General features: G+C 37.2%; 23 protein-coding genes and 2 pseudogenes. 7 read left to right on the top strand and 18 right to left on the bottom strand.

Translation table 11 applies throughout. The annotated features are described in order from the left end of the window. Nucleotides 1–81 precede the first annotated feature (81 nt). Complete coding sequence (locus J7E77_RS05610) at nucleotides 82–1020, bottom strand: aminoglycoside phosphotransferase family protein (protein WP_214713025.1); 939 nt, start codon at nucleotides 1018–1020, stop codon at nucleotides 82–84. Nucleotides 1021–1376: 356 nt separating this feature from the next. Here J7E77_RS05610 and J7E77_RS05605 point away from each other — a divergent pair, with 356 nt between their 5' ends. From J7E77_RS05605 to J7E77_RS05590, 4 genes are all read left to right on the top strand, one after another. Next, nucleotides 1377–1709, top strand: coding sequence for an ArsR/SmtB family transcription factor (locus J7E77_RS05605; protein WP_214713024.1), 333 nt, complete (start codon nucleotides 1377–1379; stop codon nucleotides 1707–1709). Nucleotides 1710–1756: 47 nt separating this feature from the next. Then, the gene (locus J7E77_RS05600; protein WP_214713023.1) at nucleotides 1757–2212 is read left to right on the top strand and encodes a DoxX family protein; all 456 of its coding nucleotides are present in this window, start codon (nucleotides 1757–1759) and stop codon (nucleotides 2210–2212) included. Nucleotides 2213–2243: 31 nt separating this feature from the next. After that, nucleotides 2244–2759, top strand: a complete 516-nt coding sequence (locus J7E77_RS05595) for an SRPBCC domain-containing protein (protein ID WP_214713022.1) — start codon at nucleotides 2244–2246, stop codon at nucleotides 2757–2759. 100 nt (nucleotides 2760–2859) lie between these two features. Next, nucleotides 2860–3240: a VOC family protein gene (locus tag J7E77_RS05590; protein ID WP_214713021.1), complete on the top strand. Its 381-nt coding sequence runs from the start codon at nucleotides 2860–2862 to the stop codon at nucleotides 3238–3240. A 484-nt stretch (nucleotides 3241–3724) separates the two neighbouring features. Here the strand turns inward: J7E77_RS05590 and J7E77_RS05585 are convergent, their stop codons facing one another. From J7E77_RS05585 to J7E77_RS05575, 3 genes are all read right to left on the bottom strand, one after another. After that, nucleotides 3725–5227: an amidase family protein gene (locus tag J7E77_RS05585; RefSeq protein WP_214713020.1), complete on the bottom strand. Its 1503-nt coding sequence runs from the start codon at nucleotides 5225–5227 to the stop codon at nucleotides 3725–3727. 176 nt (nucleotides 5228–5403) lie between these two features. Continuing rightward, the gene (locus J7E77_RS05580; protein ID WP_214713019.1) at nucleotides 5404–5877 is read right to left on the bottom strand and encodes a GNAT family N-acetyltransferase; all 474 of its coding nucleotides are present in this window, start codon (nucleotides 5875–5877) and stop codon (nucleotides 5404–5406) included. 79 nt (nucleotides 5878–5956) lie between these two features. After that, a complete protein-coding gene (locus tag J7E77_RS05575) occupies nucleotides 5957–6388 on the bottom strand; it encodes a GNAT family N-acetyltransferase (protein WP_214713018.1) in 432 nt (143 codons plus the stop codon). A gap of 533 nt (nucleotides 6389–6921) precedes the next feature. Between J7E77_RS05575 and J7E77_RS05570 the strand changes: the two genes are divergently transcribed. Next, a complete protein-coding gene (locus tag J7E77_RS05570) occupies nucleotides 6922–7071 on the top strand; it encodes a hypothetical protein (protein WP_214713017.1) in 150 nt (49 codons plus the stop codon). 575 nt (nucleotides 7072–7646) lie between these two features. On the opposite strand, the gene J7E77_RS05565 is transcribed toward J7E77_RS05570, so the two are convergent. The 3 genes from J7E77_RS05565 to J7E77_RS05555 all read right to left on the bottom strand — a co-directional run bounded on the left by J7E77_RS05565 (nucleotide 7647) and on the right by J7E77_RS05555 (nucleotide 9014). Beyond that, complete coding sequence (locus J7E77_RS05565; protein ID WP_214713016.1) at nucleotides 7647–7874, bottom strand: DUF2187 family protein; 228 nt, start codon at nucleotides 7872–7874, stop codon at nucleotides 7647–7649. A 259-nt stretch (nucleotides 7875–8133) separates the two neighbouring features. Further along, the gene (locus J7E77_RS05560; RefSeq protein ID WP_214713015.1) at nucleotides 8134–8343 is read right to left on the bottom strand and encodes a hypothetical protein; all 210 of its coding nucleotides are present in this window, start codon (nucleotides 8341–8343) and stop codon (nucleotides 8134–8136) included. A gap of 350 nt (nucleotides 8344–8693) precedes the next feature. After that, the gene (locus J7E77_RS05555; RefSeq protein WP_214713014.1) at nucleotides 8694–9014 is read right to left on the bottom strand and encodes a hypothetical protein; all 321 of its coding nucleotides are present in this window, start codon (nucleotides 9012–9014) and stop codon (nucleotides 8694–8696) included. 544 nt (nucleotides 9015–9558) lie between these two features. Between J7E77_RS05555 and J7E77_RS05550 the strand changes: the two genes are divergently transcribed. Then, nucleotides 9559–9735, top strand: coding sequence for an aspartyl-phosphate phosphatase Spo0E family protein (locus J7E77_RS05550; RefSeq protein ID WP_214713013.1), 177 nt, complete (start codon nucleotides 9559–9561; stop codon nucleotides 9733–9735). Between the two features lie 102 nt (nucleotides 9736–9837). On the opposite strand, the gene J7E77_RS05545 is transcribed toward J7E77_RS05550, so the two are convergent. From J7E77_RS05545 to J7E77_RS05530, 4 genes and pseudogenes are all read right to left on the bottom strand, one after another. After that, entirely contained in the window at nucleotides 9838–10068 is a 231-nt protein-coding gene (locus tag J7E77_RS05545) for a hypothetical protein (RefSeq protein ID WP_214713012.1), read from the bottom strand. A gap of 285 nt (nucleotides 10069–10353) precedes the next feature. After that, nucleotides 10354–10488 (bottom strand): annotated as a pseudogene (locus tag J7E77_RS05540) (JAB domain-containing protein); the annotation flags it as partial. Nucleotides 10489–10813: 325 nt separating this feature from the next. Next, the gene (locus J7E77_RS05535) at nucleotides 10814–11464 is read right to left on the bottom strand and encodes an SDR family NAD(P)-dependent oxidoreductase (RefSeq protein WP_214713011.1); all 651 of its coding nucleotides are present in this window, start codon (nucleotides 11462–11464) and stop codon (nucleotides 10814–10816) included. Between the two features lie 123 nt (nucleotides 11465–11587). After that, nucleotides 11588–12711, bottom strand: a pseudogene (locus J7E77_RS05530) (IS4 family transposase). A gap of 65 nt (nucleotides 12712–12776) precedes the next feature. On the opposite strand from J7E77_RS05530, the gene J7E77_RS05525 reads away from it, so the two are divergent. Next, nucleotides 12777–13079 (top strand): integrase core domain-containing protein, encoded by a 303-nt coding sequence (locus J7E77_RS05525; protein WP_214713010.1) that lies wholly within the window; start codon nucleotides 12777–12779, stop codon nucleotides 13077–13079. Nucleotides 13080–13268: 189 nt separating this feature from the next. Here the strand turns inward: J7E77_RS05525 and J7E77_RS05520 are convergent, their stop codons facing one another. The 7 genes from J7E77_RS05520 to J7E77_RS05490 all read right to left on the bottom strand — a co-directional run bounded on the left by J7E77_RS05520 (nucleotide 13269) and on the right by J7E77_RS05490 (nucleotide 23870). Further along, the gene (locus tag J7E77_RS05520) at nucleotides 13269–14612 is read right to left on the bottom strand and encodes a NosD domain-containing protein (protein ID WP_214713009.1); all 1344 of its coding nucleotides are present in this window, start codon (nucleotides 14610–14612) and stop codon (nucleotides 13269–13271) included. Between the two features lie 375 nt (nucleotides 14613–14987). Then, nucleotides 14988–15716 (bottom strand): twin-arginine translocase subunit TatC, encoded by a 729-nt coding sequence (gene tatC, locus J7E77_RS05515; RefSeq protein WP_251026964.1) that lies wholly within the window; start codon nucleotides 15714–15716, stop codon nucleotides 14988–14990. 78 nt (nucleotides 15717–15794) lie between these two features. After that, nucleotides 15795–15983, bottom strand: coding sequence for a twin-arginine translocase TatA/TatE family subunit (tatA, locus tag J7E77_RS05510; RefSeq protein ID WP_214713007.1), 189 nt, complete (start codon nucleotides 15981–15983; stop codon nucleotides 15795–15797). Nucleotides 15984–16265: 282 nt separating this feature from the next. Further along, the gene (locus J7E77_RS05505; protein ID WP_214713006.1) at nucleotides 16266–17495 is read right to left on the bottom strand and encodes a NosD domain-containing protein; all 1230 of its coding nucleotides are present in this window, start codon (nucleotides 17493–17495) and stop codon (nucleotides 16266–16268) included. A 203-nt stretch (nucleotides 17496–17698) separates the two neighbouring features. Further along, the gene (locus tag J7E77_RS05500; RefSeq protein ID WP_214713026.1) at nucleotides 17699–21310 is read right to left on the bottom strand and encodes a GH32 C-terminal domain-containing protein; all 3612 of its coding nucleotides are present in this window, start codon (nucleotides 21308–21310) and stop codon (nucleotides 17699–17701) included. Nucleotides 21311–21369: 59 nt separating this feature from the next. Continuing rightward, complete coding sequence (locus J7E77_RS05495) at nucleotides 21370–22272, bottom strand: ABC transporter permease (protein ID WP_374102953.1); 903 nt, start codon at nucleotides 22270–22272, stop codon at nucleotides 21370–21372. Between the two features lie 89 nt (nucleotides 22273–22361). Next, complete coding sequence (locus tag J7E77_RS05490) at nucleotides 22362–23870, bottom strand: sugar ABC transporter ATP-binding protein (RefSeq protein ID WP_214713004.1); 1509 nt, start codon at nucleotides 23868–23870, stop codon at nucleotides 22362–22364. Between the last annotated feature and the right edge of the window lies 1 nt (nucleotide 23871).

The following is a 23871-nucleotide window of genomic DNA, read 5'->3' as shown; positions in this document are numbered from 1 at the left end:
ATTTTCAGGATAGTCTCATAACACTTGGGAGACATAATTAAGACGCTTTCCCTATTCTGGAAAAGCCCGATTGTAGAAGAGTCATTTAGTTTTTTGATATGTACCAATCCCAGCACCGAAATTAGCTTCATACAACTTTTCAAAAATCTCAATCACTTGAAAAAAGCTTTCATCATAGGTTTTATCATTGTCAACTGTCCATGAGGTTGCTAACACTGTGTGACAATATCCCCATAGCAGTAGTCGCCTTTTATCTAGATTAAGTTTATTAGTGAAAATCTCTACTCGCTTTTCGATGACATCATAAACTCCCTGATTAGGTAGCTTATTTAACATATATTGTATCAAATCATACTCAATCTCACCGATTAAGCCCTTAGGATCAATTACTGTCCATGCCCCTTCCCCAGATGCGAGAACGTTATAATGGTGAAAATCCCCATGGAGGAGAAAATGTTGTTCTGTTGTTTGATTTAAGTATGTGAAGATTCTCAATGCCCTTTCTAGCGTTTGTTGGGAAATAGGTCCAACTCCATATGGATGTTCATCCACAAGTATCCGAAGCTTTTCTTCCCTTGCTTCGGTAGTAAGGATTCTAGTATGAGCCGGTGCAGGAATGGATAGATTTTTTATTACATCAGCTGCGAATCGACAAGCCTCCTCATCATCTGTTACTTCCGCCAAAGTATACCCAGGTGAAAGTTTTTCTAGAATGATGATTCCATTTTCCTTATCTGAATCGATCAGTTGGACAATTCCTTTCTCCCCAAACAATTGTAAGGCTTCCAGCTCATCAAGAAAGCCTTCTCCCGGGATACAAATCTTCACTACTGCTTCTGTCTCGTCTTCCATGATAGCGGGTGCAACGTAATTGATGGAAAGGGAATAAGGTTCTTTTATCTTCATGGACCATTTTTGTTCGCAGAAATGAATTAAATTCGGCAAATTTTGTAACCAGGCTTCCCCCTGTTCTTTAAAGTATAAACGCACTGACTGAACAAAGTGCTTTGGTAGATCCATAATGTCCTCCTTTTTAACATGTGTAACGTATTATAGTTCGTGTAGTCACTTTAATTCCATCTAATATTTGAATAATTCCATACCACATCAATTAATTCAATTTACTTCCTAAAAAACCTTCCATTCTTTTGAAATACCGTCCTAAATTAAAAAGACGGAGTCCTTATTAAAGGAATGCGCCCGTTTGTTGAAGATCAATAATATTTTAAGAACTTCTGAAGCTAACTAGCCATATTGAACTCCCGTTTAGTAAAAATCACACTGAAAACAATCACAGCGGAACCATGGAGCACAATTTTTAAAAAACTTCTTAATATTCCTTGACAGGAATATTCCTATCTGGTTATATTATAATCATGAAAACAACTTTGAATGCTCTTGCTGAGCCCAACCGGCTACACATTGTCGAACTCTTACGTGAAGGCCCTCTCACGGTAGGAGAAATTGCCAATCGACTTGGGCTCAACCAGCCACAAACTTCCAAACATCTTCGTGTACTTAGTAATGCAGGACTCGTTGAGGTGAATGCAATCTCCAATCGACGTATCTACAAGCTGAGAGCCGAGCCGTTTAAAGAGCTTGATTCCTGGTTAGAGTCCTACCGCCATATTTGGAACGAGAGATTCGACCGCTTGGACGAATATCTGCAGGACCTACAAAGAAAGGATGTGAACCATGACGACAAGTAGGAGTCCTGCCAAAGATTTAAAAAAAACGATATTGGAGGAATGAGGTCATGGCAAACCTTTTGACTTCTGTAGAAGATCGGAAACTTATTAAGAATAACCAAACCAAAGAAGGAAATAAGGTATCTCTGAAGAATATAACAATCGGATACTGGTTTTTTACGGGGCTGTTGATAGCATTAATGCTTTTAGGTTCTATTCCTGATATAATGTCCGCCCCTGAAGCAGTTGCTTTATTCAAACATTTAGGGTACCCTTCATACCTTCTTCCCTTTATTGGCGTTGCCAAATTGTTAGGTGTTATAGCGATACTGATGCCCGGCTTTCCAAGAATTAAGGAATGGGCTTATGCCGGATTTGTCATCGATTTGACGGGTGCCATGTATTCAACTATAGCAGTGGGCGATCCTTGGGTATTTTTCATTATTGGGTACATTTTGATTGCTGGATCCTATGTTTTCTACCATAGAAAACGAAATGCCGTTTCATTAAGTCATGCGAAATAACTTAAAAAAAATTTATTGGGAGGAATTATAAATGTCCAACAACGCTATGATTTCGAGGGTGGAGAACGATCGAGTACTCGTGCTGGAGCGTATTTTCGACGCGCCGCGCGACCTTGTGTTCAAGATGTTTAAAGATCCCGAGCATCTCAAACGCTGGTGGGGGCCCGGAGGCTGGGAGCTTCCTGTCTGCAACGTCGATTTCCGGCCGGGCGGCGTTTGGCACTACTGCATGAAGTGTGTCGATCAAAACCAAGGTGAATTTTACGGTATGGAATCTTGGGGCAAAGGGGTTTATAAGGAGATCATCGAGCCGGAGAAGATCGTCTACGTCGATTTCTTCTCGGATGCTGAAGGCAATACGAATGACGCCATGCCATCGACTGATATTACATTGGCATTCATCGATCTGGGCGGCAAGACGAAGCTTATCAACCGCGCTGAATATGCATCGGCGGAGGGCCTCAAGACCGTTATGGATATGGGCATGCTGCAAGGAATCACCGAAACTTGGGACCGCCTGGAAGAGGTTCTTCAGCAGCTGAAATAAGGAAATATCACGAACGGCCTCCCGGCAGGCCGGTTAAATCGAAACCTTTATCTATAGTAACGAGTTTGGAAATTACTTATACAAGGGAGTGTAAAAATCAATGATTAGTAAAGTCGGTCAAATTATGTTGTATGTAAATAACCAAGATGATGCAATGGATTTTTGGACAGAAAAAGTTGGATTTAATGTAATTTCTGAAGAAAATAATGGTCAAGGAATGAGATGGATTGAAATTGCTCCTACAGAGGGTGCAGAAACAAGAATCATTCTCCATAATAAGGAATTCGTTGCTAAAATGGCTCCTGAATTAAATCTCGGTACACCTTCTTTAATGTTTTTTACGGAAAATCTCGATCAATTACATGGCGACTTATCAAATAAAAATGTCAAAGTCGGAGAAATTGTAAATATGCCTTCCGGAAGAGTATTTAACTTTGCAGATAATGAAGGAAATTACTTTGCTGTAATGGAAAAAAAGTAATTTACTATAACGATCAACCATTCCTTATCGTACCTTTTGTGGTACTTTAGAACTAATCAATATCCATTTTAGGCGGCTGACTGGAATAGTCGGCCGCCTTTTTAGCTACCGACCCTGGGCTAATGTTCAACAAAATGTACCCCAAAAAGATCAAACTTTTTTATAAAAATTTCATCTGTATTAAAACTGTAGAATCTATTTTGATGGATCTTTTTTCATAATAGATTCTTTTTGTTTACTGTCAAATAAAAGGTTTAGCTGCTTCTTTGTATCAAACTTTATTTCAAAACTACAGGTAACAATTTATGAATTCAACTTCGATTGCTTTCTAACTAGAATTGCCGATCTTCCACAAACTGGCCCTAAAATGAAAAATGAGCGCTTATCCTTGTTCCAGGATAGCGCCCGATTGCGGAAGATCAAGATAATTATTATGATTGCTACTTTAGCTTGGTGAACTAACGCACCCGTTGAATAAAATTTGTTAATATTTTGCAAAATTCGGGCTTCTTCGATGCATTGTAGCCTGCTCAAAAGAGTAAGCTATTTTGATTAATACACCTTCACTAAAAGCAGTACTTGCCAAAGTCACTCCAAAGGGTCTTCCATTTTTCATATATCCAGCAGGTATAGATATGGAAGGATAACCAGCTTTAGCACATATTGTTGAGCCTATATACGAAGGAAAGAGAATAGCATCAAGGTCATACTTTTTTAAGGCAAAGTCAATCCCCTGTTCCTGAGAAAAATACAAATCCTCAAGCTTCGCATTCAAGTATTCAGGATTTCTTAATGTATTAGGAAACCCTTCGCTGAGTTCCAACTTATTCTGTCCGTATTTTAATGCTCTTTCTTCAATACTCTTATTAAACTTAATTAATTCAGTTATAGAATGTACTGGTAAATGCGGAGGTAGTTTGGAAAGATAATTATCTAAACTATGCTTAAATTCATATAATGGAACCCCCCAGCTCCATTCTCTATGAAAAGAGGGGATATTTATATTTTCAATAACCTCCGCTCCTTCATTACGAAGAGTTTGAATGGCATTTTCAAATAATTCTCCATCGTAGTCTGAATTTGGACCCGTTAGCGAAGGATCTTCGGAATTATTACCATCTTTAGAAGCTTTGTTGAAAACTCCAATTTTAGCCCCCCGTAAACCCTTAAAATCTAAATAAATAGAATAATCCTGTTGTGATCTTCCTACACTTTTATGGGTTGCAGGGTCAAGCATATCAACACCAGCTAGAGTTCCTAATAGAATAGCTGCGTCTGTAACTGTTCTTGCTATTGGTCCAGCCGTGTCTTGAGAATAAGTAAAAGGAATAATACCTGTACGGCTAACTAAACCAACAGTAGGTTTAATACCAACCACAGAATTAGTAACAGATGGACTAAGAATAGAAGCATCTGTCTCAGTACCTACGGATAAAACGGTAAAGTTCGAAGCAACCGCCACTGCCGACCCTGAGCTTGAACCACCAACATAAAGGTCAGCATCTCCATATGGATTTAATACTTGTCCTCCTCTTGAACTATAACCTGCCCACATTTCATTTGACATCCCATTGGCTAATTCAGTCATATTTGTCTTACCTAAAATAACAGCTCCAGCATTACGGAGTTTTTCAACAAGAAATGCATCCTTACTGCTTATGTTATTTTCTAGCGCTATTGTTCCTGCACTTGTGTGCATTGAATCACTTGTTTCAATATTATCTTTAAGAAAAACGGGAATACCGTGTAAAGGTCCTCTACTACCCTTTGTTTTTCTTTCATAATCTAATGCTTCCGCAATAAAAATTGCGTCAGGATTTATTTCAAGAATTGAATTAATTTTTGGACCGTCTTGATCATACTTTGCTATTCTATAAAGATAAAACATGACCAGCTCTTTTGAAATTACTTCTCCATTTTCCATTGCTGTTTGTATGTCATTAATCGTTAATTCTTCTTTAAAAAAATTTTTAAATTTAAGTTCCATTAAACTCCCCGTGTTCTATCCAATAAATTGAATAATTATTTTTTTATCCGTTATATATAGACTCAGTATTCCTTCTTGTTAAACTAACTGCTCTTTAGCTCAATAAGAAAAGGGCTGTATCAGCAAGCTCTCTTTATTATAGTAAAGCGCCCGTTTCTTGAATTGAATAAAAAACGCTAAACTGAAAAATCATTATTTTGGTTATTGCTCTCATAAATTCTTGAACTACTTCCCCAAGGATGATATCCGTCACCTATATAAGTGAATCCAAATTTTTCATAGTATCCAATGTGGTCAGTACAAAGAAAAACTTTATTGAATCCTGCTTTTTCGGCATCAGCTTTAGCACGTAAAAGTAGCTCTTTACCTAAATACCTACCACGATAGCTTTTTTCAATATAAAGAGCACATATCCAAGGCCATAAATCCATACGACTTATAAAATCATTGCTAATAAGACCTGCACAGCCAATAATTTCACCTGAATCCTCCATTAAATACCAAATAGGGAGCGGACTGTAAGTTGTTATGCTGTGTGTAATACAGTCCTCATATACTTTCATACTGTTTTCGTTTGCCCATTTGCTCTGAAAAAATTTAATTGCTTTTTCTTTATACTCTGGATGTTCTCTAACGCTAATAATTTGCATTATAGCTTTCCCTTCATTTTTTATTTATTTTTAGGCGCAACCCTTATTAGAGGATCACGCCCAATAGTTGAAGAAAACATCAGTTAAACTTTTTCGAAATCACTTTAAACATTCCTGTCATATTAGGTGAGTAATCCTTAAAATCATATTTTTCATAAAACTCACCTTTTCCTTTTGAAGCAAATAACCCCACAAATGCCTTATCTGGTGCATTTTTTTCAAGGTATCTCACTAAAGCATTCATAATTTCTTTTCCAATTCCTTTTCCTTGATATTCAGGATGAACAACTATGTCTTGAATATAGAAATAAATCGCACCATCCCCAACAATCCTTCCCATTCCTATAATGTTATGATTATCTTTAACTATAACGGAAAATACAGAATTTTGTATTGATGTTTCTGCAACATCAAAGTTCATATAATCTTTCCACCCAACACTCGAACATAAATACATGTATTCATCTAATGTTGGTAATGTATTATTTAAAACTTCATAGTTTCCTACCATAATTTTCTCCCCCCCAAAAAATTATAATTCAACGATATATAGATGTTAATCATTAAACAAAGTTTGCTGAAAATCCTTCTTTAACTTAACTGCTACTTTAGTTTAAATACAAACCTTCACAATTTCTTCTAAACTAAACATAGATATCCAATTTTCTTTAAAGTTGTTGTTCCACAATCTGGCCATTTAATGGAATAAAGAAGGGCGAACGTATATTAAGTTTCGATAGTATAGTTTTCAAATTGCTCGTAAACCCACTTTTGGTTGTTATCGGCAATGTATTGTTCTGCCGCGATTAAACGGTTTACGCGTTGGATTTGTAACAAAAATTGATCCTTAAAGAAAAGAATTCACATTCAGGATGAACGTAAATCCACCGTCAATCTTGAGTTCTTTTCCATAACCCATGTAATAGTCAAGTAAATACATAAATAAAAAGGTCAAACCCATACATTATTGCTCTTCAACAGGAGGAAATTTTTTTCAAGATATAGAAATAATAAAAGGCAGGTAAATATTAAAGGGGGATTTGAATGGAGTTTTCAGTTCTCATGGATTGGATGCAATATTTCTTGTTGATTATGGGTGGATGTTTAATTTTGTTCATTCTCATGCTATTTTTCTCCAATAGATACACAAAGAGGAAATTAAATCAAATGGAACAAAACGAAAAAATGAATTAATTACAACAACGAATAAAACGCTGAACGTTTTTTAGTGTTTGCCTTAATTAAGATATTTGGCCCTTCCAGCAAACCGCTGAGAAGGGCTGTTTTATAGAGGATGGAAACATAGCGGATATCATCCACAACGAGATGGTCAACACGTTTTCCTAATTCACATCTTTAGATGGAATTTTAAAGAGTTAAAGTGTCATAAATGTCGTTTCTAAAATCTTGAAGTATTAAACCTATTCCCAATAAAAAACTGGATAGTCATTTATACTATCCAGCACATCTTATTTGTAAGAAGTTTTTAGTTATATTTCTTCTTCATCCTTGATTTTCCACATGATTTAACGAATGATGTTTAGTATATCACCACAAAGACATTTCAACATCTGTCCCTAGTATCGGCCCCGCCTACGCCAAATACGATGACGGCCACACATGCCATCCAACCCATTATTTATTATAATAGAAAACGCTTACATTTTCAATTTTAATAGAACTTAAAATTCTTATAGTTTTATATTTGCTGTTACTTTATGAAAAAGTGAGCAAAATCCAACCCTCTCCGGTAAAAGGAATCAATTCTTTTAAAATCGTGTATATATGACGTTTGCTTTCACGTCATGCACTACCAAAACCTTGTAATTTTTATGTGCCACAACGGTTCTATTTCCTTCAAACTCCCATTCCGTCTTATTTTCGGTTATATTCACAATGACTGAATTTTCATTTACCTTCTCAACGATCCATTTGATTCCATTCTTAAAAAGAATATGATCTCCCATTTCTGCGATTTCATTTGCCTTGAATATCATTTTTCCCCTCCAAGAAAAGTACAGTTAGCCTATTACTTTTTTCTTTCTTATATTCAAAGTTTTGTTATTTTTTATATCCTTCGCAATTGAAGACCGTTCAATATATGTATTGGACCTTGTCCTTTACTGATATGGTCCGGAATCAACTCCCTTAAGAAATGGCTTATACTTAGAATTTAGCATCAGCATTTGTAAAAACCTTATCAATAAAATCGGCTAATTTCTTATTTAAGACCTTACTTCATCTTTCTAAATTTCCTTATGAACTCTTTTCTTTTTTCGTTTGATGTATGTCTATTTGTAATTTATTCTTAAATAAAGTTAAAAGGGTCATCATTCTTTTCTTCCATTTTAGTTGCTTTCCATATTTAGACTCATATAAATATTGATTCAAAAGATAATGGCTTGCCTCCTCAAGCACGATCGATAGGACGATAAACAGAATAAAAACAATAATCCAAATCCACATGTATTCATCCCCTTTTACGGACAATGCAACCTATTGGCAAAACACACAAATTGAAGAACCCATAATGATGATTTTAATTACGATTCTTTTAAATTAGCTTTTATATGTATTTTACCAAATTTATGGATATTGAGATAGATAAAGTTTAGGTTTTATTTAGAATTGCGAAATATTCGGAGGAAAAGTGTGGATTATATCTTTTACTTTGCCTGATATTCTAAGCTTGCCAATAGCAAACTGCAAACTAAATCCCTGGTTTATTCGAAAGAACTTCACCGATTCATTCACAATACAATACAAATAAAAAATAGCTTGGAACCCAAGCTACATTGCTTTTAACAGCTTTAACCCTATTCCTTTTTTAATCGTTCCTTCTCCTGTTCGCAAAACGATTCGACTGTAGATTTGCTCCAATAGGGGGTACCTGCAAGTTCAACATCCGCTTTCGGTATTTTCCCTCGACTGTAATACACATTTAATTTCCGCTTATCATAATTCAAGCCATGTTCCGATAAGAAATCAGCAAACTGCTTTTGATTAAAATAATGATCCGGCGTTTCTCGAAGAATGGAAAAGGTAGGTTTTTGAATTAAATACGTATCCTCTCTAAAGAACTGAGTCATTAATTCTAACGCGAATTCGAGCCATTCATTCTCTAAATGATGATACAATAATCCGATATTAAAACTTTCCAGTTCAGGTGCTTCAAAAAACCAAGCTCATCTTAAGAATACAGCTTTAACTTCTGTTAATCCTTGCATTGCTTCTTCCACTGTTAAAATGTTCTCATAAGCCATTAACTTACCTTTAAATTTCGGAAACTTTTCAATGATCCGTTTAGTTACGTGTCATCTATCCCCTCCTGTTGACTTAGTCAACATCGAAACGGAAAATTGATTGTCTTTTAAGCTCCATGAATGCGCAGTCTACGGTTTATTCTTGTTTTTCTAAGTATGCTCGTGGCTACCTATAAATACCTTGGAAACGTACGGAATGAAGGAGGAAACCGAAAAAAGCGACAAGTACGACTGAGAGAAAGGCCTCTTGTTCCTTTCTTTTCGCCCTAAGTTCTTTTATCTACAAAATTTTTTGTAATGTTTTAGGGGGTTTTGTCAGATGTATTCCAATTATAAAGAATTTTTCGCATAATAATAATTGCGAGGAAAACCAATTTATCGAATTAAAAACAGTTAAAGAGAATCAGGGGAATATATGATGTTTATCGAGATTGAGGAACTAGAGGACCGGATCAATCAGATGAGAAAGATGTTGATCCTAATTGCGGGAAAAACTGGATTAAATAGCGATGAAACCCTTTGTTGCAGTCAGAAATTAGACGAGCTCATCACGATGTATCAAAAAAGTAAAAATCAACAACATTCAGAAGTATGATTAAAAGTCCTGTATTTTCACAAATGAATACGGGAATTTTTTTTGATTTCTTTTGCTGGTTACATCGTAAAAGTTCACAAGATGGTTACAAACCATCCTTTATTACGTTACATGTTGTGTAAATTGAATAAAATCATCCAGAGCCTTTTGATTGATTATCTGTTCAAAGTCCCATGGTTGCTCTAAGGTAATCCCTCTATGACTTGCAACTGAAATCAGTAAACCTAATTCATAATACATATTTTTCGTTAATAATCCTTTTTCAATGTTTTTCATCATTTCATCATAAAATGCAATTAAGAAATCTGTAGGTAACTTTTCATAAAAATCCATATTTACATCTCCCCCTATTAAAAAATGTAGGAAAACCTTATTGGATAAACAAGTATCACCTTCTCCCATTATAAACAAGTGATTGTAAAATGTTTGTCGATTTAACCGAATATTTACAATAATCGAACAATTTTTTATCTTTCATTCGGGGTTTTTATGCTTCATCCTTGCGAAGCATGGATGCAGCCGTATTGTTGGGGGTTCGATGCCCCCAAACAAGACGAACTACCACAAAAAAAAGAAAATAACAAAGAAGAGGGATTAAACCTCCCTCTCCTTCGAATCTTACATTCTACCTTTTTCTTTCAAGCTGTAGTATTCAGCATCGGCATTTACAATCAGGTGATCAAGGACCTCGATTCCTAGAATCTTACCTGCTTCCACTAATCTTTTCGTGACTTCAATATCTTCATTGCTCGGATTACAGTTTTATCAATAGTAAAGTGTTAAAAATATAATAAAATCAATTTCTTCACTTTGACTACATGTATTTAAAGCATTCATATTTCTTATAAAATAAAATCTGTATACATACAAAACACCGTCCATAAAATTCTGAACGGTGCTAAATTAGTAATTTTATATCACAATGATTACCGATAGCTTCTATCTATCAAATGATTAATTTATAACCACCGATTTTATTCCACTAAAGCGCCCTATAACGGAATACAACTTTGAGCTACTATTAGCTGTTTTAGTTCAATAATCTCTGTAATGTAATTAAGCATATATTACCAAGCTTTTACTGCTTTTCCGTGTTCAAATCTTTCAAATAAAAAAGTAAGTATTCTATAGCTGCATACTCAGGTGTTTTTAAGTTTTTTTTATTTACAGTATTTCTGTGCATATAAGTATCAACCATTCCTGGTCGAATTGCCATTATCTTAACATTACTTTTCTCTATCCCAATGCTTTTCGAAAAAGTTTCAAGTCCTGCTTTCGACGTAGAATAACAACTTCCACCAGAAGATAAGTTGAATGATGCACCAGACGAAACATTTAAAATCCTTTTTTCAATATTGTATTTTTCAGATTTTTTTATAAAACAAGACGTTAAAATCATTGGAGAAATTAAATTTACATTCATCATTTTTATAATAGAGTTTGGCTCTGTTTCTTCTATATTTTGAGAAAAGTAAACACCAGCATTGTTAATGAGATATAAAGACTCAATAACAGAAGAATCAATTTTATCAAAAATATTTTTCATAAGTTCTTCGATTTCATTTGTATTGTATAAATCGAATTCGAAATAATCCAATTTGCAGTTCTTTGAGTTTGCAAGGGAAATTAGTTCATTATTCTTTTTTCTAGAAATACATAGTAAATGGTTATTATTCGATAACAATTTATTACAAATAGATTCTCCCACTGCCGTTGTACAAATGGTCACGGAATATTCTGTTTATAATTCTCTGCTCTAAAGAGAAAAAACGAAAACAGCTGAACAGAGACAGTATGCATCCAATTTTTTACTATACCCTTTGACTGGTGTAACAGCGCCTGATTGTTTGGGTTATGGCACGCTTTTCCCTTCGATTTTCCGGAGCCAGATATGCGCGGACTTCCATAAGGAAGCCTTCAGATAGCGGCTGATCTGCAAGTAGGTTCGCTTGCTGTTCGTCCGCAATTGCGCAAGGACGTTCAGGCAGTAGACGATCAACGCAATGTACACCTGATTGTGTACACCCTGCTGACTTTGCGCGTAGAACTTCTTGATGTTCAAGTGCTGTTTCACCCATTTGAAGAACAGTTCGATGGCCCAGCGGGACTTGTACAGTTCAGCGATTTCGTCCGCGGATAAATCGAACCGGTTCGTGATCAGATTCAGCTGATTGCCTTTGGAATCCAGCACTTTCAAAAGACGGAACACGTTTTCTAACCGGTTCTGAGCAGTGCCGATCACAATCATTTCATCCGACATTACGACAGAGTCTTCCGGTAGTTCGAAGTGTTCGAGTGACCGTACGACTGCGTTCTTTCGCAGGCGGGAAACAAAGAAATAGCCCTCGTCCGTCATGCGGTCGAATCGCTCGTAATCCAGGTAGCCGCGGTCGAACACATACATGCATTCCTTGTCATCAACCAGCACTTCCAGTTGGCCGCGATCGTGTTCCTTGGCGTTCGTCAAGACCGCCTGATCGGGGTAGGAACAGCCATTTTCCATGAACACGAGCCGCAGATGAAGCTTGATGCCGGACTTGGTTTGCCGGAACGCCGCCCATCGGTGGTTATTCAAGTTCAAAGGCAATGTGCTGGAATCGATGATCTTCAGCGGAACGTCCGTTTGCGACGCATCTGGAAATCCGTCGCTTCGTGGATCTGTGCGACCAGCTCGAGAAAGATGACCTGGAAGAACTCCGTCGGCACTTTGCGCAACCGTCTGCCGAGCTGGGAAAAGCTGATGGAATCCAACCCTTTGGCTTCCTGCAGTTCCTCAGAAAAGACGCTGTCGCTGACGGCGCGCAGACTTTCCGTTTCGTGAAGCTGTGCGTACAAGAGTAACTTCGTGAAAGAAGCCATGTGGAGCTTCTTTGTATAGTAATCGAGACAATGGAGCTGGACCTGTTCCGTAAATAATTCATTGGAAATCGGCGATGCCCATTGCTCAAATGCAGTTTTTCGTGTAATCTTATCCATGGGTTTGTCCTTTATTTTGGATTTGGATGGATTACTGCCTCCAATCCATTATAAAGGATTTTTTTATGGAAAAGACAGATAGAGGCTCACAGTACCTTTCTTCTGAACTCCGTCAATTACAAGACCATTTAGCCATCGTTCCATCTTATTCAAAGCTCGCTTATCCCTGGGATAATGCAGTAATAGAACCTTTTTTCAAATATATGAAGAAAGAAGAACTGAATCGTAAAAAATTTACTTCGTTAAAAGAAGTAAAACTGGCTTGTTTCGAATATATTGAAGGGTTTTATAATCCTAGAAGACCTCATTCTGCCATTGTCATGCTTTCTCCAAACTTAAAAGAAGACATTTTCTGGCAGTCTTCCTAAAGAAACATTCCTTTTTTCTGTCTACTTTATTGGCATTTATCCAAATATGGGAAACACTATAAAAAGAGGCACTTCCATCGCTAGGAAGCACCCCAAAAATTAAATGACAAACGAAATAATTCAAGTGTCCGACTTGCAATTGAAACTTTGGAACAAAAACTACCACAAAAACATAGTTGAATATATTATTTATGCTCCTGGCGTTGGAGTGGCTCTGAATGCATTTACAATCTTGTCCATAACAACCTGTGCATCACTTCCCGAATCAAGAATCGTATTTTGAAGCGATTCTTTTTCTACCAATACTGTTGTTACGGTAAGCGGCTCTGATGCTTCGGTAGTCAACAAAGCGTCTACTTGCGCAGAGAAACATGAATCACTTATCTTGGCATGAACCTCCGTGGCAACAACATGATTATTAGAAATATAATTTCCATTCCCCGAAACAATACGTATGATTACAGGTGTTGCACCTACCGGCTTGATGTTCTGAGTATTAATTACTTCAGAAAAGTGATTAGCAATTACAGAATTATTATTGCCACTGATATAGAGGAGACCATACAAATCATCTAAACCATTGTCTATTCCCACAAAAGGAGTCCAAGGTTCATGGTCACGTAAAAAGTGATTTGAAGAAACCAAGTTTTCCGAACAATTTTCCCTGAATACCACCATTCCTGGATAAAATGAATGAAGTCTATTATTTGTGATACTGGAACGTGTCACACCATCAAAATAGATACTGCTCGCACCTCGTGGAAAAACATTATTCGCTGTAATCAAAAGTCCACCAAAATTTTGAGCGTAAATTGAATATCCTTTAAAACCGGCTCCTATCAAGTTATCGGTTATTTTTGAAGCCTGTCCCCAACCTCGTAGTTCTATACAGTTACCACATTCAGCTATGAAATTATCATGTATAGTCAGTGCATCTGCATGATAAATAGTAATTCCATGCTCTAAATACACAAACCCCATGCCTGTAATCCGAAATGAGTCACAAGCACTTGCAACATAAATACCCGTTTTCCCGTTAGTGTATGTGTTTTCCGGATTTGTTTCTCCTGAACCATCTTCAATAAAATGCAAACCATCAATACAAAAGTCAGAAAACTCTACCGAACTTATTCGGGGATTTCCACTTCGTTCAACATAAAATGCAGCTCCTTTATATTCCTCGTCATTTACTTCTAGGGGAATATCTACGAGTATGCGACTTCCTCCTGGCCACAATTCATGCAAATCCGCCCATTCATTCTCAGAAGTATTAAAACGAATACTCGAAGATGTAAACCCGTGTCCAGAACCCATAATTTTAAGATAACTGATGTCTATAACTACTTGACTGCCAAGATGATAATCTCCCGGTGGAATATAGATAACCGCACCCGGCTTTCCGCCTTTATTCATATCAGTGTCCGTTTGCCTACTTTTAATATCTGCTATAATGCTATTGATTACCTCACCAATATCCTCATACGGATTACCGACAGGCCACTCTGTTACGTCGTAATAATTTTTACTAGCCATAAATAAATTCTCCTATCAATTTAGTGTGTTTGTTCATAAACTACTTTTTCCTTGATATAGCTGGAAGTAAAGCCTTACGAATTCGTGCTTTTCCTGCAGCTTTTCTGAGATTCTCCTATACCTTTTGAAGCACCCGTTAAAATAAAATAATTCACTGTTCCATCTCCCATTTTCCAAAAGATATAGTTATATTCTCTGAATTTATATAAAATTCCTTTTATAATATATATATATCCAGTGTTTTTGAGAATTTTATTCAATAAAATGGCCCGATTGTGGAATAAAACTTAGATTTTTAAACGACTTTATTGCTAAAGCATCCATTAGTTTTTTCAAACTGTCGTTATATTTGCACCAGAACCCTTTTTCTTGTTTTTAAATAGATTCGTATGCATCTTTATTACCTTCTTTAGCCCTATGCTGTCGTTTATATACGAATTTTGATAAACTGACACTGCCTTCATATAAGAGTAATAAAGGTATACTTACAAGGATATCTGATAGAAAATCTGGTGGCGTAATCAAAATTGAAACGACAATTAATATGAAGTAGGCATATTTTCGGATTTTTTGCAGACGGTACGGATTGATAATTCCTAAGCTTGTTAAAAACATAATGACAACGGGTAGTTCAAACAGAAATCCAAAAGGCAATGTCATGTGAAGCAAAAATTGAAAATATTTCTCTGTTGTAAAAAACGTATTAAACATGTCGTTTGATAGCAACATTAAAAAATTTAGTACAAGAGGTAATAGAATATAGTAACCAAAACTAATTCCTAATACGAATAAGATGAATAGTGCTGGAATATAAGCGATGGTAACTTTACGCTCTTTTGGTGTTAATCCCGGACGTACAAACAGCCATGTTTGGTACGCACCAACTGGTATAGTAGCTGCAATGGCAACGACGCTGGCTATCATTAAATAAACGACTAAGATATCACTTGGTCCTAGCAACGCTAGCTTGAATGGCAAATCTTTGACTAATACATAGTAAATATCTTGAACATATACAAATACCATCACTAAAAACAGCAGAAAGACGAGGAAAGTAATGATAATACGTTTGCGCAGCTCTTCCAAGTGTTGAACTATGTGCATGTCTCGATCTTCCAACATAATCACTCCATAAAAAAAGAGATGTAAGACGGATCTACATCTCCTCTTAATTTATTTATCTCATTTTTCTTTTTTATTAGATGTCTCTTCATTTAGATCATTTGTCACAATCTCTCTAGTAGCCTTTTTAAATTCCCTTAAAGTTGAGCCAAATGCTCTTCCGATTTCCGGTAATTTAGAAGGGCCGAAAATGATAAGCGCGATTGTTAAGATAAGTATTAACCCTGGAATTCCGATATTTTGCATCATATTTTCCTCCTAGTAGTTAAATCTTGTAATTCTTTTTTAGACATTTATTGTTCTTTTCAGAATGGTTTATTTCTGCTCCAATTCCTAAGAATAAAGCGCCCAAAATTGGAGAGAAGATTTATAGACCTTTTGTACTGTTTGGATAGTTTATGATATTGGTAAGACGAATGCATTCGAATTAAAAAAACTCATCCAAACACGAGCGAGGTTGTGATTCCACGAAAGACGTATTTTATAGGTATGCTCTGCTATTGTGAAATAGAGTAATAGCAGAGCAATAAATTACCAAACGACTGTTGCATTTGAATCAGCTTTATCTATCTCAGACAATGGCGCAGAATGAACAATACGTGTATCCATACATGTACCATTGACTACAACTTTTCGCTGCGAAGAAACACCACAAATCTTGGTATTAGTCACCCAGTTTCTATTACCACCCATAATTAAGATACGAGTGTGATCTTCTGGTTGGTCAGAATAGACAGTTGACGCAGTGATATGATTATCATCTCCATCAACATGAATCAGTCCATAAAGATTATCACGCCTAATAGGGTCCTGTGCCCAGACATATACACCATCTTTTTTGACTTTGCACGCTTGCACTCTCCCAGAAAACAAATTTCCATATCCTTTAATAATAACAGCACCATTGTAGAAGCTTTGGATATTATTTCCTAAAAACGTACAGTTTTCGGCGTCTATAGCTTCTAAACATGTATATCCATCAGGATAGATGTTGTTACCTACAATATTTGCCCACTTAGGATTTTGTAAAGATACACTTTTTCCTTCCGGTTGTGCTCCAAAGTGGTTATTGGCTACTAATAATTGCTGAGAAGAACCGTACACAAGAAGTCCATTACGAACTTCTGAAATCCAACAGCCTCTTACCATGCATGCGTCAGGTCCAGTTAATCTTAAACCTGTATCTACGCTCATAGTTGAAATACCAATAATATGAACTGCATCATTATCTTGGTCGATACTAACAGCAGTTTGACCTCTTTCTGTTCCAAGACCTTTAATAAAAAAGTTTTCCAGTTGAATCGCAGATACTCGTGGTCTTCCAGTGGCGCTTCTTTCAGAAAGGATACCTATTGTACATCCCTCACCTAATAAAAGTTTACTTCCTCCACCTGGAGACTCGGGATCGACAACCGAACGTGTACCTGGATTAACGCCTCTGATTGTCACATAAGAGCGATTAATTTTAATTGAGTCTGAGAGCCACATGTCTCCTGCTGGTAATTCAATGACTCCTCCAGATGGAGGCATTGAATTAATAAGATCATTAATAATTTCTGCGTTGCGAGTAAAAGTGGGGTCATTTAACTTTGCTCCATAATCTACTGGGTTAAGTGTCATAGTTTGAGGGGTGAGAGCGCTTACTTCTTTTGCCTTAAAAGGAAAACCGCTTAAAAATGCTAATGACCAAACAGATAATCCTACTACAAAGTTCCGTCGTTCTTTTGAATATGGCTTTTGAATAGATTTATTTGTTTCCATATTGTCCTCCTATTAATTTGATAAAAATCAATAATTTTCCTGTTAGGGCTTGTAAATTTTCAAAACTTATTTTTATGCCATTAGTTGCTCCATATTTTGGTTCTGGTGCAAATATGATTTGTTAGAAACATAGGACCTCAATATCCTTTTCATCTTACAGGCTATCAAATGAATCGATAGCCTGTACAGGTGCCTCATTGCTATTATTGTTTTTTAGAATTGTAGTTAATCTGATTGAACACAGTTGTAGAGTGCCATACATTTAATCCAGCATAGCCTTCTTTAAATGCATTGTCCGCTGCCTCAATGACAAGCTTGTCATCCAGATAAACTTTAATACTTTCACCTTTTGTAATCACTTTCAGATGGTAATCTGTGTTCGCTTTTAAATCTAGATTTCCGTTGTCATTATAAACAGCGAGATCCGTGCCTCTTCCATCAGCAAACTTAACTAATTTGACCATATTGTTGAGAACATCTACATTTGCCGCATAGGCATTTTTCGCATCTACATCAGAGCGGAATACTAACGCGCCGGCACCGATTGGATTTCCAACTGTATCTTTGGATGGATCGCTTGGGTGGGAATCAGTATCAAGTACTTTAATTTTCGCTTCATACGTAAAATCACTGCCTTTTTCGTTTGAAAGAATAAACGCATCTCCTTGACTTTGGCCTTGCTTTCCGGCAATCGTATCGGCCCAAAGACCATTAACTGTTGTCCATCCTGACATTTTTGTATGAACAGGGCTCTTTCCCCAAATGGACTTCAATGGGTAAATATTAAGCGATTTTAATTTGACTTCTCCGCCCTTACTATAAAGCTCTAAACCGTTGCTTGACGGCAGCGGAAACAGTTGATTAGTAATAACGCTTACACCATTGTTTCCAAACACTTCAACAGAGGAGCGATCTAAGAAAATATGCATTTTTACCGTTCCATCTGTTGAACTCAGTGGGGCAGTGTGCTTTCCTTTTACATTCTGTCCAAAGTTAAAGCCTCCGGAATTCGTTCGGTCAACAAATACTTTCTGGCTACTTACATCATAACCGATTGTAGCTTGTTCCGTACTTCCTTTACGAACCTGGAGTCCAAACTCCGTTGCTTTTGTACCGGAAACATCAAATTCCGCAATGATTTCAAAAGTATCTCCGGTAATTCCTGAAAGAAGATTACTATTTCCGGAAATTGTCTTATTCTCAAACGCTGTTTTCTCTTGATGCTTGCGGATTCCTTGCAAAGAAATTGGTGTTTGTTTTAAACGAAGCCCTTCTGTCGTTTTCGTTAACTCTAATTCCCTAGGTAGCGATGTAGAACTTCTCCATGTCGTAGTTGGTGTATTGTTTGCATACTGCCAGTTGCTCATCCAGCCAAGCCAATACTTCTCCCCGTTTTTACCTTCAATCCCGCTCCATTCTACCCCTGCATAAAAATCTGCACCGTAGTCAGACCACAATGTCTGCTGAGGCGGGTTTTCACTTTTAAATGTTTTTCCATCGAAATCACCGACAAAGTATTGCATACCTGAGCCGCCAGCTGGTGCACCATCATTGATACTTACTTGTAACACCCATTTTTTGTTGTTCGGATTTCCGTCCACCGGAAGTTGAAATAATGCAGGGCACTCCCATATACCATTGTTACTTCCGTAAGTAGACGCTACCCAGTCACCTGTCACTGTATTCCAGTCAGTTAACTTTCCGTTATCTCTTTGTTCTGCAACCTGAGATTCTTGTTCTTGTGCTACATTGTCAACTTGTGCAGGCATGTTACCTGTATTATACACGTTAACATCATCAATATTAATATGGCCCCAGCCCCCTGTAGCATTATCGACCACTTTAATATACACTACTTCTCCTACATACTTGGACGCGTCCCACACATAACGGCGATACTGTTCATTAGCAAATTTTGTATTTGCTTGGTGAATTAATTCTTTGTCATCGGAAGCTCTTACTAAGGAAACATAGCGATTAGTAATGTCATTCCCGCCGCCAATTAATAGATTTATTTCACCTGAACCGCTTAGCTTAAAGTAAGAAGAATGCATTTCTCCTGTTGCATCGTCTCCTTTATGCTTATCAGAAAACCCCCAATAATGGTATTTTCCTTGTTGATCAAAGGAACCACCCCAATATGATGTCGTGTCGCTCACATGATCGTTTGTAAACGCATCTCCTCTTACCGCTTTCCAGCCAGTCAAATCTCCTGTTTCAAAATCGTGATTTTCAATTTCCTTTGCGTCTGTCACAATATATTTGCCTGTATTAACATTTTGGAACAATGCAGAAGAGTTCCCAACATGCAAACCGAACAAACCGCTTGAAAAGGTTGCATCATTTACATCATGAATAAGATTATCGTCTACATATACTTTGATTTGATCACCAGCTGCTTTTACCTTCAGTCGATATTTTTGATCCGTATCGATCTTAGTATTTTTTTCCGCAATTACAGTGGCAGTTCCATTTTCAAGCTTCATTAGCTTGATTGTATCAGTTAAGGCATCCATGCTAGCAACATATCCATTCTTAGCATCTGCATCAGCGCGGAATACAAGAGCACCTGAACCACCCTTATCACCTACAATGGTGATTTCTGTCTCGTAACTAAATTGATCTCCCTGATCTTCACTCATAATAAATCCATCACTGTCAGCGCTTCCACTTTTGCCATCATTTGTATCATTCCATGTACCATTTACTGTTTTCCATCCAGACAAGTTCGTCACAAAGTTGGTTTTGTTCATAAATTCCACATTACGAAACGCAGCGGTAGAATTCCATGCCGTTAATCCAAACTGCCCATTTTCAAAGGATGAGTCTGTTCCTTCAACAGCTTGTTTACCATTGAGGGAGACTTTTAAATGGCTTGCCTCTGCCTCCACCTTTACATGATAAGTTTGGGAAGTTTCAAGAGTCATTGACTTTGAAGCAATATCAGTTACCTTTCCCTGATCGATTTTACTTAGTGTTACGAGATCTTTTTCAGCATCCACTTTTGCCATATATGCGCTGGTTGCGTCTTTATTTGAGCGAAAAACAACCCCTCCTGCTCCTTCTCGACCATTTTTTTCAACAAGAGTAATGTCCCCTTCTAACTTAAAAGATCCACCCTTTTGAGGTGACAAGGTATACGAATAAGCACCGGACTGTCCGTTTGCTTGAATACCGCCGTCAGGACCAAACTCGCTTGCATATTTCCAATTTTTCAAATCTGGAGAAGTATAGAACATCACTCTATCTTTCGCAGCTAGAGACATCACCCATTGATTTGTCTCATCGTGCCAAAAAACTTTTGGGTCGCGCCAGTCAGGAATCGGGGCATCTAGCATAACAGGATTACCCTCATACTTTTTCCATGTCCTTCCTTTATCATTGCTGTACGCAATACTTTGAACTTGTCCCTTTTCCCCAGAATGAGTAAAGATTGCAACCATTGCTTCTTTACCAAATCCCGCCGTATTGTTCCAATCAATAACCGCACTTCCCGAGAAGATATCCCCATTTTCATCAGGAGATAAGGCAATAGGAAGATGTTCCCAGTGTACTAAATCCGTACTGACAGCATGTCCCCAATGCATCGGTCCCCATGTGGTTCCATAAGGATAGTACTGATAAAAAAGGTGATATTCCCCGTCATAATAAACCATTCCATTTGGATCGTTCATCCAGTTCGCTTCGGGAGAAAAATGAAATTGGTTACGATACGGCTCATTATAATAACCTGGATCCTCTGCAAATGCGTTAGTTGTTAATGGCAAACATAAGACCGTGAAACAGATTAATAGAATACTAAACTTTTTCTTCAGTTTAAATCACACCCCATTTAATAGATTTGAAATTCATATGTGATGTTCCTTGATGAGAATTAAGCTGCACTATTTCCACGTAAGCGATCTAATAAAACCGCGGCAACAATTACTCCACCTTTGACAACAAGCTGCCAATAATAGTTAACGTCCATTAGAGTTAAGCCATTACTAATAACGCCCATAATTAATACCCCAATGATCGTTGCTTGTATCTTTCCTTTACCACCTGTTAGACTAGTTCCACCCAAAATAACCGCGGCAATTGCATCTAACTCATACATTTGTCCTGCAGTTGGTTGACCAGAATACAACCTGCCAGCTAAAACGACCCCACCTAAACCTGCTAATAATCCACTGATGGAATACACATTAATTAATGACTTCTCAACCTTAATCCCTGTTAATCGTGCTGCTTCTTCATTTCCACCAATGGCATAAATATGGCGGCCAAACATGGTATACTTTAAAACATAAAACATAACGATATAAACAAAAATCATGATATAGATAGGGGTTGGTATTCCGAAAATAGCTCCGCCACCAATGAATTTGAACGTTTCATTTTGTAAAACAATCGGATAACCACCACTAATGACATAAGCAAGACCTCGAACATAGGTGAAACTACCTAATGTAACAATAAATGCTGGTAATTTTGTTTTAGCAGTGAAAAATCCATTTATTAGTCCTACTGCATACCCTACAGCCACACCTGATATCATGGCAATAAAGGGGTTAACGCCTGCAGAAGAAACCATAACTGAAACAACACCAGATAAGGCAACTGTTGATCCGACGGACAAATCAATTCCACCAGTTAATATAACAATCGTCATTCCGGCAGCTAGCACAGCAATGATGGATACCTGCTTTAATACATTTAACATATTGGCCGTTTCTAAGAAATTAGGCGCGGTAAAAGAAAGGACAACACATAATAAGATTAAAATCATGATCATACCTAATCGATTCCATAATCCGTGAAGGACCTTCCCAACATGAAGGCTTTCTCTTTGTGATATTGTTTGAGTATTTCCCCTCATTTTCTTTACTCCCCCCTAGTAGCTAAGTACATAATTTTTTCCTGTGTGGCTTCTTCTCTCGAAAGTTCTCCTGTTAACCTACCTTCGCACATGACGAGGATTCGATCACTAACACCTAATACTTCCGGAAGCTCAGATGAAATCATTAAAACTGCCAAGCCATTTTCGGCAAGCTTCGAAACAATTTTATGTATTTCAGTCTTTGCCCCAATATCCACACCTCTCGTGGGTTCATCAAGCAGTAATACTTTAGGTGCGATGGACAGCCATCTAGCGATCACAACTTTTTGTTGATTACCACCACTTAAGTTCGATACCTGCTGTTCCGGTGAGGCAATTTTTATGTTTAGTTCTTTTATATAACGATCAGCGGTAGCATTCACTTCTTTCCAACTAACAATTCCTGCCTTCGTATGCTTTTTCAACTCTGCCATTAAAATATTCTCTTTTACAGACATAGATAAAAATAATCCTTGCTCTTTCCTGCTTTCAGGTACATGAGCAATCCCATTAGCCATTGCATCTATGGGGGATTGTATTTTAACGGACTTTCCATCTACAAATATTTCCCCACTTACCAACTCAGATGCACCAAATAGGGCCCTAACTAACTCTGTTCTACCCGCACCTACAAGCCCTGCTAAACCAATAATTTCACCTGGGTAGATTTTAAACGAAACGTTTTTAACAATGGTGTTATCAGAAACATTTTTCAGTTCCAGAACAGGGGAACTGCTTTTTGAAAGTTTTTTAGGATCAGAAGACTTATCTCGATTAAACAAATCTTTTAAATCACGACCTACCATAAGCTTCACAAGGTGATCGGGGTTTGTCTCTTCAATGGGACCACTTGCAATCCACTCACCGTCACGTAAGACAGTAAATCTATTAGCAATCGTAAAGATTTCTTCCATTCTATGAGAAATATAAACGATGGCAACACCCTGTTTTTTTAAATCCTCAATAATATCAAATAGTTTCATAATTTCTTTATCTGTTAAAGAGGCTGTCGGTTCATCCATGATAAGAACCTCTGCCTTAAAGGATAATGCTCGGGCGATCTCCACCATTTGTTGTTGAGCAACGCTTAGGGTTGAAACCAATTGGCGTGGGTCAAGATTAGAACCCATTGAATCTAATACCTTTTGTGCACTTTTATGCACCTCGCCCCACTTAACCATCCCTAACCGATTTCTCGGAAAGGTTGAACCCATTAAGATATTTTCACTAATCGTCAAATTGGGAGAAAGGCTTAACTCCTGATGAATAACATTTATTCCTTTGTTCCTTGCATCAACAGGATCCTTCCACAAAGTCGGCTGACCTTTAAAATAGATCTTTCCACCATTATTATCAGGTGTATAGATCCCTGCTAAAATTTTCATAAAAGTTGACTTTCCGGCTCCATTCTCACCCATTAAGGCATGTACTTCACCTGGATAAAGTTCAATTTTCACATTGTTTAATACGGTTACACCTGAGAACGTTTTACCAATTCCTTCCATATTTAACACT

The organism is Bacillus sp. ISL-77, from assembly GCF_018613105.1.
The sequence above is the reverse complement of the archived record's forward strand: the minus strand, read 5'-3'. Positions and strand labels throughout refer to the sequence as shown.